At 40.9% G+C, this 13267-nt stretch carries 10 protein-coding genes; 3 read left to right on the forward strand and 7 right to left on the reverse strand.

Annotation, left to right across the window (positions count from 1 at the left end):
• Nucleotides 1-144: 144 nt before the first annotated feature.
• From NST38_RS30705 to NST38_RS30725, 5 genes are all read right to left on the reverse strand, one after another.
• Complete coding sequence (locus NST38_RS30705) at nucleotides 145-813, reverse strand: hypothetical protein (protein ID WP_341344310.1); 669 nt, start codon at nucleotides 811-813, stop codon at nucleotides 145-147.
• Between the two features lie 248 nt (nucleotides 814-1061).
• Nucleotides 1062-1733 (reverse strand): CPBP family intramembrane glutamic endopeptidase, encoded by a 672-nt coding sequence (locus tag NST38_RS30710; RefSeq protein WP_341344311.1) that lies wholly within the window; start codon nucleotides 1731-1733, stop codon nucleotides 1062-1064.
• 4 nt (nucleotides 1734-1737) lie between these two features.
• Entirely contained in the window at nucleotides 1738-2301 is a 564-nt protein-coding gene (locus NST38_RS30715) for a hypothetical protein (RefSeq protein ID WP_341344312.1), read from the reverse strand.
• Nucleotides 2302-2522: 221 nt separating this feature from the next.
• A complete protein-coding gene (locus tag NST38_RS30720; RefSeq protein ID WP_341344313.1) occupies nucleotides 2523-3608 on the reverse strand; it encodes a hypothetical protein in 1086 nt (361 codons plus the stop codon).
• Between the two features lie 99 nt (nucleotides 3609-3707).
• Nucleotides 3708-4568 (reverse strand): hypothetical protein, encoded by an 861-nt coding sequence (locus tag NST38_RS30725; RefSeq protein WP_341344314.1) that lies wholly within the window; start codon nucleotides 4566-4568, stop codon nucleotides 3708-3710.
• Nucleotides 4569-4978: 410 nt separating this feature from the next.
• Here NST38_RS30725 and NST38_RS30730 point away from each other — a divergent pair, with 410 nt between their 5' ends.
• Nucleotides 4979-5848, forward strand: coding sequence for a LysM peptidoglycan-binding domain-containing protein (locus tag NST38_RS30730; RefSeq protein WP_341344315.1), 870 nt, complete (start codon nucleotides 4979-4981; stop codon nucleotides 5846-5848).
• Nucleotides 5849-6479: 631 nt separating this feature from the next.
• On the opposite strand, the gene NST38_RS30735 is transcribed toward NST38_RS30730, so the two are convergent.
• Complete coding sequence (locus NST38_RS30735) at nucleotides 6480-6998, reverse strand: DUF3916 domain-containing protein (protein ID WP_341344316.1); 519 nt, start codon at nucleotides 6996-6998, stop codon at nucleotides 6480-6482.
• Nucleotides 6999-7750: 752 nt separating this feature from the next.
• On the opposite strand from NST38_RS30735, the gene NST38_RS30740 reads away from it, so the two are divergent.
• Together NST38_RS30740 and NST38_RS30745 are read left to right on the forward strand one after the other, a co-directional pair.
• Nucleotides 7751-8236 carry a GNAT family N-acetyltransferase gene (locus tag NST38_RS30740; RefSeq protein WP_341344317.1) on the forward strand — a complete coding sequence of 162 codons (486 nt, stop codon included), beginning with the start codon at nucleotides 7751-7753 and terminating at the stop codon, nucleotides 8234-8236.
• Nucleotides 8237-8301: 65 nt separating this feature from the next.
• Nucleotides 8302-8991 carry a hypothetical protein gene (locus tag NST38_RS30745; protein ID WP_341344318.1) on the forward strand — a complete coding sequence of 230 codons (690 nt, stop codon included), beginning with the start codon at nucleotides 8302-8304 and terminating at the stop codon, nucleotides 8989-8991.
• 797 nt (nucleotides 8992-9788) lie between these two features.
• Here the strand turns inward: NST38_RS30745 and NST38_RS30750 are convergent.
• Nucleotides 9789-12926 (reverse strand): hypothetical protein, encoded by a 3138-nt coding sequence (locus NST38_RS30750; protein ID WP_341344319.1) that lies wholly within the window; start codon nucleotides 12924-12926, stop codon nucleotides 9789-9791.
• Nucleotides 12927-13267: the final 341 nt, after the last annotated feature.

Below are 13267 nucleotides of genomic sequence, written 5' to 3' on the forward strand. Positions count from 1 at the left end.
TTTGAAGTTTCCCAAAAAGGTAACGTTAGGCCGCCCCTTGTGCCGAGCCATTTTGTTATTTTTCGTAGCACAAAAGCTTCTTCCATACAGAGACTCGGATCAAAATCCTCCATCTTTTGTGATTCCTACAGATACCGATCTCGGTTAGACATCCGTTTGAAGTTGAAAATGGACACTATCTACAATTTGATCCAAGTTTAAGAGCGCTAATGGATTCTTATTGGTCCCGTGCGTACCGTCCAGTGCTTTATTTTCTTCAAGCCAAGCGTTCAACAAGTTCATATTGATGACACTATTCGGTTTTTGAAAGATACCTATTGACGTTACGTTGGACTGAAGGCGTTCATAGATATTTTCTTTCAAAGCCGCGATAGAAAATTCCAGTTTGGCGATGTCATTTTGTTGAGCCATGTTGAGAAAAGGTGATTGAACTGACATCATCATAGGAATAGGAAAGCTCAAATCAGTTTTAACTTGTGTGCTCAGCACGTATTTGCTTATCCACTGAGTTCCTGTACTGAGAAGATAAAGAATGCGACGTAATGTTGAGCGTTCGACCCTTCTCCATTCATATGTCATCGGTTTAGTGATCCAGCTTGTTCCATTCTTTTCATTACGGATCGTAATGACCTCAAACAATTGAAGTTCTTCCCGGACCATCTGTGCAGTCTCTTCATTCGGGTTTTGACTGAGCTCTGTGTGCATGCGATCAAGCATTTGTATAATTTCAAGAGGGTTCATTTCATTTTCAAATTCAGGAGAATTTTTTCTTACGATTTCGATAATTTTCCCTTTCAATAAAGCGTTTTTCATATTCAATATCTCCTTTTAGTCTTATATGTAAGTACGGCTGAGTCGTTGAGCTCAGATATATCAGCTAACAGTTCATTAAAAAACGCCGGACAGGTACTCCGGCGCAATTGCTCTCTGTATATGTTTGTTGGTCGGTCCTCACGTAATTGAGAATTTACTCGCTTTTAATATTTTACATAATTTAGCTTCAAAACATCTGAAAAAACTAATGATTACACCAAATATAGTCCGACTGGGTTACTCGCCTTTTAGGCGATAATGCTGACCATGTTCCATATGATATGAACTGCAATACTGGCATAAATGCTTCTTTGACTGAGTCTGGCATACAAAAAGCCGGCGGCCATAATTCCATATGACGTCCACCCCATGATACCTGACGGACTGTGTATAACCACAAAAAGGAATCCCGACGCAATGAAGCTGAGATAACTGGGACCAAGGACATTCGGCAGCAGCTCACGGAAGACAAGTTCTTCGGTCACAGGAGCTATTATCGCGATCATGAAGAACATAATTACAGGAAACCTGCCAAACAAGGTATCCAGAGACACCTGGTTGGACTGTGAAGGCATTGTTACCCCCATTGAGGTGTACAAGTAGGTCATCATGATTGTAGCGATTATACAGCCAATGAAGACTCCTATTACGGGAAGTATTCGAACTCGGTTAACGTAGCCAAATTTACGTTGTCTTTTTTGAATCACGCGAATCGCTAAGGTAAGTATAATCAGTCCAACCATAATCGTGACAACGTTGATAAGTGCTGTTAACTCAGGATACATTGTTCCTAACAAAACCGCGATTGGAAACAGTTGAGGACTTAGTAAGAAAGCGATAGCTTGGTATAACTCGCGATGGCCAAACATTTTTTTGATGGAAGGCCAGCGAAAAATGGGATAAGCGTTTGCTGTATTCATATCGTTATTCCTCATGGTTTCGAGTTCCTACAGATTCTTTATTTTCGAATACCATTTGCTCGATATGTCGTTCGATTTGCGGTGGAGCTTTAAATATGGTGAGCTTAGGCCCCTCTTCAGTAAGAGAAACAATAGCAATCAATAGATTGGGATCATCCCATAAAACTTCTGGGATACGAGCGATCGTCTCCTCGCTTACATCAGACGCAAAAACCGGCTGGTTAGATGAATCATAAAGCTGGACCGTAAGCATGGACATAGGAACCTGGCTTCGTTGTATTCCTCCCTCCAACATAGCTTCTGTATGCTCCTTAGCGTAGCACGTATCGAGAATTAACAACTCCCCCACAGGCTCGATGCTCAATATATTCATCTGATTAAGCTTATCTGTTTCTTTTCTGTGCTTTGCGAATTTTTCACGTTTTTCGTTTTCACTGAAGTGAATAGCGTCATGATTGAAAAACGCTGAATTCATGATGGTATAACCAGGAATCTGCGGACTGAGTTCTTCGTAAAATTCGAATGGAAACATCCGCTCTATATGTTTAGTACTTATGCTTTTAGGCACGGCATAGTTCACCTTTTTTTCTTATGAGTTGATTTTCCATATATGAGTTTGCGCCTCTACCTTCGGGTTTTCTATTCCGCAAATCGCTGCACTCCATGTAACCAGCTTGACGTTCCTTCTTAATAATCATATCGGTTATAGCCTCCTATACATGTTGACGGTACGTTTCTCACACAGAAAGGCCAGTCGCCAGATTGTAGCGATCAAGCCGCATGCGAGCATTAGATTTTAGAGCAACTCTGTTTACCTTGGTCAATCTTTGCTTTCACAAACTCATAAGCTCGTTTGGAGATGAACAGCAACCAAGGCATGTCACTTCGGTATTCATCGTGCTTTTCCCGGTGAGGAACGGCATCTTTGAGCATGAGATAAATGGCGTACGCCAGATCTTTTTCAGTAAGCGATTCTGCAAGTTCTCGCGATGATGCTGTGTCCAGAGCAACCTTATAATTTTGAATTACATAAAACGCAATGGCACTAGCTACGCTCATTTCATACCGAGAGGCATCGCCAGCAAAGTCGTGTGCTTTTCGTTCGATACTTCTCGCTCTAGCCTTATCGAATATTTCCATGTCTATGAATGACCGAATATCCGCTTGTTTTTGTTCATCTAATTCCTTATCAATCATTTGGATTTGATATTGTTTGGCGATTTCCCGTTCCATTTTTCTTTTTAGATCCATATTCACAATATTGGTTAGAAAAGAAACCAGAAATTGCCGAGCTACGGGATCATGTTCATAGTCTGCACACGGTTTTTCGGTAAGCATACGCTTCGTGAACGTTATGTAATGATCATTAAAAATGACTTCAAAAAAGGCGGAACGAAGATCCTTACCGTTCTTGTCTTTGGGTATTGGTTCCTTGAAAACAGACAGATCTTCGAAGAGATATCGATTATCGTCGTTAATCAAACTTTCAGGGACAAGGATTAGTGCATGGACGCCTCCATTTTTAGATAATTCGGTATACTGCGCCGGAAAATGGAGAACTTGATGTTTCATCCATTGTGGTGCGACAGGCTCAACGTCGATAGCGATGACGCGGTTTTCTCTAGCACGGAGGCGGTACGCTCGGTTAACACCATCTAAATTCTCATCTGCATCTAGTTCGGGCAACGTCACAAGTGGCCATTCTCTATTTTCGTCAAGTTTGGCGTTAAACAGTTCGTATGTTTCTAGCAAAACTTTGGCGTTTACTGGTCGCTTTTTATCGTCGGATACCGTCCAGTTCGGATCATCTGATAAATGGGTGATCAACGGGTTTCGGCTAAACAGTAACGGGTGAACCATCGGGTATGTATTCATGAGGGAGCCTCCTTTCGGCGCTACGGCATTTGTTTATAAGACTTCATGCAAATTCACCATAAAAAACCGAAGAACGAATCCCCTCGGTGACTCGTCCTTTTATGTGAATCGACTTAGTGGCCTTGTGCTGTTGGGGTCCGCTTTTTTAGTGGACTCCGGAATGCGGCTTGGGCCAAATGGAGAGTCAATGTCGATGGCATTCGTATCTGCCTTAGTGTCCTTAACATGAAGGATCTTTTGCTCGGATGCTTCCACTGCTGGAGGAACCATAGTAGCGTCGTTTCTGGTCATATTTACTGTTTGTACCGATAAATCCTCTTCGTTTACCACGCTGTTTACTACTCCACCAAAAGGCGAGCTGCTGATGTCTACTCCCATTTTTTCTGGTCCAATGATCGGCGCAGCTGCAAAGGCTCTGGTGTTTACTATGGACGGTTCAAACAGAAGATCCTTTGATTCACCGAAACCTGCTAAATTCTCCTCCGCCCGACTTACTTCGTAAAACTGTATTGGTCCTTCTGGAAATATAATGGAATCTAGTCCGGATCCAAGGTAAGCGAATCCTTTAGATTGGTATGCTGAGAGCTTAATCATCATTTCTTGGCCGGTCACAGGGTTTTTTTTCGGATCTTCCATGTGAACGGCTTCTCCGTCTTGGATGTGTTTGTACACCGGTGGAAATAAGGATTTCGATTCAAGTGTCATGATATTTCGGTATATATCTTGTTCGTAGAATTTTGCGAGCGGCGTACCTTGCCCTTCTACGATAATGGGATTCTTAATCGTGATCCGACGGAAAGGTTTTGTTTCTTTCATCCCTTTATTCACGCGCCGCTGATTCAACTTATCGAGTGCTTTTCCTTCAATCGGTCTATCCAGCTTTGCGAACTTGACGGTACCACGAATAGTTATCATGTCGCCTACTGCGACTCCACATTGTTCTCTTGTTAATTTTGTCATATTTATTGATCCTTTTTTAGGTTATTGGATTACAATGATCAAGATAAATTTTAATATATTTTAATTAAATTATACTTCAAAAACGCTACACATACAATATTTTATAGTTTATTTATAAACATTTTAAGCGGTTATACTTATGTTCATAAGCAAAAGATATATAGGTGAAATGGGGATATGACCTGCTTTCCCAGCTACATACATTTTTCGACACGTGTACATCAATAAGTCGATAGGCGGTATCCGTCTTATCATAAGTGAATTTCTTACTCGAATCCATTCAATATTTAATAATAAGTTATACAAAGTGCTGTATGTTCAGTGATTTATAATAAAAATATGGCGTATTTTCTATTGTGACTATTACAAGGATTCGTTATACTTAAATCAGCAAAGGGAGTGAATACATAATGTCGTTTATTAAGATCCATCGAAAAAAAGACTCGCCGCTATTAGAACAGGAGTCGAATAGTATTGGAGAGCCTGCGGCGTCCGTTCCCGATTCGAACCTTTTTAACAAGGATGCTCAAAATCTTGGAACGATGGTTAAAGAGAAATACTCTCAATACGGCGATCCTAGTAGTGGAACCCGGCATGCGAACATCGTATCTGTCGTCACAATTGCATGTGTAGGGCTGTTTTTCGTTTTGTTTTTCACTACGGATTTACCCGGTAAGATTTTGAGTGCAAGTGCTGCTCAGCCGGCAACTGCTGTGACTTCGGTTTCCGGTGATTCGCAGCTAGATCCAGAGGAGGAAACGACTTCTTTCCCTCGTATCGTTGTTATACCAGGTGCGAATATGACGAAAGAAGATCTTTTGACTTATGTGGGGGATTTACCGGACGTCGAAGCGGAAATGATCCTTAAATCCTTCCAAACGCGGTCGGAAGACGTGAAGGATAATCAGGTTGCTGGATCTCCTTCACCGGTTACTGAGGGATCGACATCCGCTACAGCCACGCCTAGTGTCGATCCAGTGGCGTCTAGCACTTCTGAGAAGACTTCTGCAGTGGATGTTGCCGTTGAAGCAGAACGTAAGTCCGCCAGCCAAATCAACGGCTCTAAACGGCTTAAATTGGTCCAAGATTTGAACTCAACCGATTATTTGTATTATGTTGCGGAAGACGGCGACACGATGCTCGCCTTGAGCAAAGCTTTCGGTGTTTCATTGGGACAACTCCTTGAAGTGAACGGTCTTAATGATGCAGATGTTATCCGAGCTGGTCAAATTTTACTGTTTCCTGGGGATACGCAACAACCGGATCTTAGCGGAAAATAAATAATAAGCCCATCCAGTTTAACTTTGGGTGGGTTTATTTTTAGTAACATTCTTGACCATATGGCTTCTTGTGTCCTGAACGCTCAGATGTAGCACTAATGCTAGCCTACATGCTTACATGATGGTGTATGTAATACTGTATCAACGATGTGATTAACAATTAAGCTCCCCAGCCGTGACCGTTTTCCATTCTCTTCCCCTCCCATCTGAATTTCTTTTAATGCATCATTGAGAGCAACGCATCTCAGTATTCCATAACAAGTCGGTAAAAGAGTTGGTCAACCCTATCGCGTTGAATGGTTGTATCTTTTCAATTAGATAGCGCTCTTCTTCGAGATCTCTTCCTCAAAAGGCGTTCATACCGTGTATTTACTTTCCTACTTTATTCTTCTTCTTTGTCATATAAAATGTGAATAAAATTACTAAAAAAATTATATCTGATTAAAATGTAATTTTTATGATATTAAATAAGATATAATTCGATCAAAAAATCGATATTAGAAATAGTTATAAAAATTCAATTATTTATTTAACATTAAATACGAAATTATTACAACAAAAAACCGCAGATTTTCTCGCCCCCAATAATTAATGGGTAGTGGATACTGCGGTTATTTAGAATTGATACAGGTCAGCTCCACTCACCGACAAACCAGATTTCGCCTTCGAGCTGACATTTTTCATCACGGATAAATTCACGAAAACCAGTAATTTTCCAGTGATGTGGGATATCAAGGCCCCAATCACGTCTTAGCTTCCCTGGATCAGGTTGTTCAAATCGACGAATGTTCGGATTGATCGGATGAATGAAACGATCAAAATCAGCATCTTTTGTACCAATGATAATTTGTGAACTCCAGAGGTCGCCCATGTCTAAAACCACCATGACCTGAAATAATTCGTTATTTTTAGGCCGCTGTTGGATTAAGTATTCTGCACGATCAATTAAGGTTTGAAGGCAGCGACGCTTTTCTTTCATTGGTGTTCGTTCAGAACGAAGAAATTCCTGGGATGCCGGCATTTCTATATGGCAGCAATCATTTTGAAACGAACTAATCTCCGGAAAAGATTCGGTATGTTCTTCAATACGTTGGATGATACGATCAGCATTTCGTCGGGCGCCCCGGATTTTGCTGTTGATAGTTTTCATGACGAGGAGTCGTCCCTTCTCTTTAATCTCAGAATTAATGATTATAAATCATATCAGCGTTTATATCAAAAATTACGAGTCATTTGTTCATTGTAACAATTATAGTGATTCACGAAATTTGCCGTCTGTTCTGTGGACATTATACATGTTGGTCTACTTTAACCCTCCTGCGGGTACGTGTCTATAATGATGGTTTCTACCAGCTCCAGCTACTGATAAATCTGTGACAAGAAATTGATGATCTTTTCTCATTGTTTACTGGGTGATTCAGTAATTTTTTATTTGCTTAATCTGTATAATGTTTCGCTTCTTTTAGAAGGTTGAGTATCATTGAAATGGGTAAACGCAGGGATCGCCTGCTGAAAAAGAGGTGGTCACCTTTTTTTTCGTAAGAATCCTACACTTCAATCTTTGGCTATAGTGGGAAGGTTCAAAGAGAAACATTCATGCGCTTCAACGTATCGCATTCGTTGCAATCTTATAAGTTATGCTGTCAGCTCTGTGTTTTTTATCAAGCTGGAACGTGGGGCTTAATCCATAAAAGAATCAGATATTTACCGATATTAATGTCCAAACACGCTTGTATTGGGCAGTATGAGTTTGCCATAAGTCGAAAATGGAAGCATAAAGTTGCCTTGAGTCCCCATTAGGACAACTTTTCATTAAACTAGCGGGCAGGTTAGTTCTGTTATGATAATATGTAGGAGCTATACTATCGGTGAGAGTCTGAAGTGTAGGGGAGGTAGGTGGGTATGGAATACAGCATACGCTTGGCAGAGAAAGAAGATATCAGCGTTTTACTTAATGTGAGAAATAACAAGGATTTATTTACAACGTATTTGAACCAACAAGAAAAAAAGGAAGTGTATCTCCTTGTTGCTGAAATGGATAGATCAACAATTATGGGGTTCGGTCTTCTAAAACTTAATAGTAACAACTTTTCGCCCAAATTAAGTGACTTATATGTAAATGAAAATTATCGTGGCAATGGTATTGGTTCGGTTTTAATTAGACATCGTGAAAAACTTGCAAGGAAACTCGGCTATTCTGAAATATTCGTTAGTGTTGACCCAATTGGGAATCCGAAAATGATAAAGCTTTTAACCAAGCTTGGATATAAAAGAATTACTGAGCCATACTCAAGAACAACTCTATTCCACACTGAAGACGGGACAACATATCAGAAAACTTATACAAGGGTTGATTTAAAGAGGTCATTGAACTTTACTTCAATGTAGTTTAGGAACCGATCGGCCATAAAATATTATTTAGTTGAAGCTGACTGGGAAAGGAGTATCATAAGTTGCCTACTTTAAAAGAATTTGACTTAGATATTCCTTACTCTAATAGAGATGGAACACCTGAAGATTATGAAGTCAATTGGAGAAAAAAAAGAGTGCAATTCCGAGATGAAATACGCTGCATTGCTTCTCTTTACGAACGTCATTTCGGAAAATATAAAACGAATGATGCTTGGAAGGTATTAATTAGTTGTGTATCTGAAATTACTGATCCTAGAGTAGTTACCTATGGAGGAGTTTGTGAAACACAAATACAGTTTCATGTTGATTCATTCTTCTCGATGAATGATCAACAAAAGAAAGAAGTAACACTTGATTTGCTCAGAAAAGGGCTTGAGAAGGTCATTCCTGAAAAAGGATGGGATTCAGATTCCTTCGAGCGAGCGTTCTCAAAAGTGATTGAAGCAGAAATGAGAAACGAATGGATTTGGAGAAGAATAATTTCAAGTCCTGACAGAAGATTAAAAGCAGGTTTATATATTGTGCATGAAGTAACTTTTGTAATTGGTAACTTAATTGTCTTTGATAAATCAAATCAAGAAGTTCTTCGTACAGAGGTGTTTCGGGATCGTCCAAACGAATGGGCTTATGTTCAACATCTCGGAAAAATACATTGGGTCTCTTTGAATGAAGTTGCTCTTTTTAATAAAGACAATAAGTTAGTCCGGCAAATATCGTTAATGAATATATGATCAGAATCCCCTGCCGTCATTAAACTAACGGGAAAGTTAGCTCAATAAGTTCAAGTGAAGTCAATCATACTAGTGGTTGGCTTCTTTGACTTTAAATATTCCATTCTATTAAACTTTCTCCAACTCAAATTGTAAATTTTGAAGGTGATAAATGAGATACCAAACACCTCAGTATATTCGCGGCAAGCATGCCTGGGCGTTTGGTATATGGAGTCATAATTCTTCTTTTCCAGCTGTTCTGGACTTGCTTATCCTTTCACATCCTTTATTGATATCTCCTTCTCGGGTTTCCTAGAGAAGGAGATATATGTTTTACACCTTACCGTTAACATATCGTAATAAAAAAAAATTGACGCTCATTAGGATGTAAGAGCGTCCTTCTAATTAGTTCATAGGATAAAAAACTGATGTACTGACGGTAATTGATACGTCCATATACCCTTTACTCCATAAATATTTTAGGAGGTAAATGGTTAACGGCGTACATTCTCTTAGTATTTTCTATCTTTGATTTCCCACGTGATCCATTCAATGCCTGACCAGTCAATGAGTTTTCACCATATCCCTGTATCTTCAGAATCGACCATGATGTATGCCTTCTCTTGGTCTGAATTCATATCGTTTACGTTAATCCTCCCCGCTGTGTACTCGGAAGCCAGAGGTTTTCTTGTCCTTAACTGTTTACTAGGCTAAATTGATTTATATTGCAAGTTGCTAGCTGGTTGATGGGCTGAGATGCGTTTTTGTTCCACTCAGCCGCATCGACTACTGGTTCTCGTACAGTTTGATTGTATTTCTTATAGATTCGACCACAACTGGAACGTCTTTTCTACCATGTTTGCGTACGCACTCATGTCGAGCGCTTGAATCATAGCAGCTGCGCGATCACTGGGCAGATCAGCGATACTACTATTGAATATCGCGACTTGCTGATTGTCGGACATTGCTTTAATTTTTTGCGTTTTGGCTTCGTCTTTGTAGTACATAGATGTACGATTACAGTTATGTACTTTTAGGTCGAACCCGTTTTGGAGTAAGATCTGTAGCGCATCCTCATCATGCTCCCAAAGGGTAGAATAAGAGCGATCGCCTCTTTGATATTCATTGTACCGCTTATCCCAAGTTGCTATATTTATGAGGCTCCGTGTTGCGAGCCTTACTTCTTGCACCACTTTCCTTCCAACGTCTTTAATTAGGAACACGCGGCTATGACGCGGCAATGTTTCGAGGGTGACTACTCCGGTGTCTTTATGCAACGAGTATGCATACACATAGCGGTGAGTATCTCCTGAACTTGAAATGATCCACTGAAAGAATCTCAGCGCGGTTTGCGGCGTGCCAGCGCGTAAATGATCACTAACGAAGTCACGAAGGATTTTATCGACGAGTGGCCGTTTAAACCCTTGGTTGACCGGATTTACAAATGCTTTACTGGACAAGTATTTTGCCAGTATATGATCAACGATTGCCGGATGATCTAAGCTTTGAGTAAGCTGAGGACCTTCCCAGGAGTTAAGTGTTCCCCCTTTAGCGGATATAATCTTTCCATTATGGCTTTCCAAGCGGTTATTGGAATCTTTGGATACGAATTGATCGATTCGTTCGGAGTCGATTTTGACATACATGTCTCTCGAGACTTCCTGCAGAATGCGATCGTTCTCTTCGGCCGAGATGTCCATCGTATACAATCCATCCGTATTCGTGGAAGGTACACGAGCGCCGGCCAGAGTTTGTGCCTGTCCGATCCGCCAAGCGAAAAGCTGGCCAATGATCCGCATCGAGATAATGGCATTGTTAACGCGAATATGATTATCGAATTTAGCATCACCCATACCGGAAGCTGCATTAATGAGTAGCTTGCGAGATTCTTGTTCCAACTCTGCGTCGTGTCGTACCTCAAATGGTAGGGAATGATCTTTGGATTGTACCTTCTTAGCAGCACGTTCCAAATACATATCGTAATACGGATCTGTCGGTTCACCATTCTCCTTATATCCGTGGTAGCTTGGATTAAGAAAGACAGATAAGCGAGAAAGGAGAAGCGGATAAAAAGACTCGTAATCCTGGTGTTGGCTTGCTCCAGCGCTGACATACGTATACTTAGACTGAACCAACCAGCTCCCGGAAGAACTTCTCTTGAATAGATCTGCATTCATTTTGTCGCGCCATACCGCATCCGGCTTCAGCGAACCAAATTTCGTAAACTCTTGGATTTTAATTTTGCGATCCGCGCTGATTTTACTTTCAAGTCTTTTGGATAGCGGTAGATGATCGGGAATCTTCACCGATAAGTCACCGCTGAGGGCATCGGTTATAGATGGATACATACTTTCCACGTATTCTTGTATGGCGTTATCCCGCTGGCATTCTTCCTGATCTTCATGTAGGCGCGTTACATTGATCTCAGCCCCGTGAACTCCCCCGATCGAGAAGTTTACAAAACAAGATGAACGATACACATGGCCCTTCTCATCCTTATGGTGATAGAACAAGTTGGTATTATATGTGGCCCTGAGTTTGCTGATATAGGATTTATCTAGACTTTCGATTCCATCCGGATAATGTTCTCTATAAGTTTTCGAGCTGTTAAAGTTTCGGCCACGCATGGCATCATAGAGCCGGTAGATCTGCATGAAGTCCTGGTGAGCAGGATCGTGTGGATCTCGGGTAACGTGTTGCTCGAAATAAGCTTTTGTCTCTTCAAGGATATCGGTTGGGACAATACCGAGTTTCTTTGCTTCGATTTCTGATGGATACATGAAGGAAATCTTCTCAATGTCCTTGATCGGCTTATACGGAGCGATGGCGAATTCAACAAACGATGCACTTGACGAGTCGCGAGTAAGACGGTTTTTGCGTACATTCAAGTAGTTCCCCGTATCAACTTGTGCTTCTTGATCCTCCGGAGCAATGCCTTTTCGCTGACTGTAGATCGTTTGAGGATAATCGGAGAGTAACCGGCCACGTATAGTGAACGATTTTTGATATAGGTTCTGCTCAAACAACGTTTGGAGATTGAGTACATCGTAGATGCTGCAGCTCAATCGATCAGCGAATTCCTCAAGTGTATCGATCTGATCTTTATTTTCAGTTTTGTGGGATTCTTTAATGTGGAGTCCGAGAGTACCCAGTAAACGTTTGAGCTCAATACCCTGTGATTTTTCGTTTAAGCGAGCTACGTCAATATAACGACCGCTTAATAGCCATCCTTTTCGCATTAACCATCCAAGAAGCGTGTAATCTTCTTTCTGATCCTGATTTGCTTTCTCGGCATATGCAAGCCGTTTGGGCATATCTGTTCGCCATGGTTCTTCCAGCAGCTCATTATGGTAATCACGAAGAAATGCAGCCGTAAGTGGTATTCCCCGCTCAACGAGCACAGGGCTATTAATATAATGGCGGGTGAAGTAACCTGGATGTATCTGTGAGAGCAACGCTGATAACATGGTCATGTGATAATTTTTCGAGTTATAACCGAATCGGTAGCCATGACGTTGTTCATTATAATCCGGGTCCGTTTGTTTAACCGGATAAAAGGCAGGATCGTATTTAACCCCGTTCACCTCTTCATGCCGTTTTTGAACGTGTGCATTCAAGTATGTGGAGGCGTTAGTTAACCCCAAACGTTTGGCGAAGCTCTGCAATCCCAGATAGCCGCCAATCTCATCCGGATCTGGGTTAAACTCGCGAATGAATCCGGTAGTCCCAATATGTTCGAAAACAATTTCAGTCTTAATTTCTCGAAGATCCGGATTCTGCTTATAGATATACTCGCGTATATTGTTTTCGCTCTCCTCTCCCTGGAGGATCTGACTGTCATCCAAATAAGATATGATAATAGCCTTAGCTGCAGGTAGCCACCAGGTCACAAAGAATACGTTGTTTAAAGACGATACATCGTAGAACATATCGTCTGCTTTATATGTATAGGTCATGGTCTCCTCTCCCTCCTCTTGTTGTTCATGAATTCACTATTACGAACATAGTTCCCCGTTTGAACTGTAGTAGCATGATTCTGTGCTTGCTTACAGTTCAAACTGGGGGACTTTCGATACTGATACCGACCTTAGTTGCGAAGTTCTCAACTATCCTCTACGTTTATTATAGAAAACCCAAATTATAAAAACTTATACCTGCTTCATTTATCGGCAATCGTTCGTCCTTAGATTATTCCGGGAGATTGCGTATAATTTCCTCGAATGCATTCTATGGAACCTGAGACCTAAGTTAGTATTCCAAAACATCATTGAGTAAAAAAAGGGAAATCCCTCTGGGT

It is taken from the genome of Paenibacillus sp. FSL H8-0104 (assembly GCF_038050215.1).
Taxonomy (GTDB): domain Bacteria; phylum Bacillota; class Bacilli; order Paenibacillales; family Paenibacillaceae; genus Paenibacillus; species Paenibacillus amylolyticus.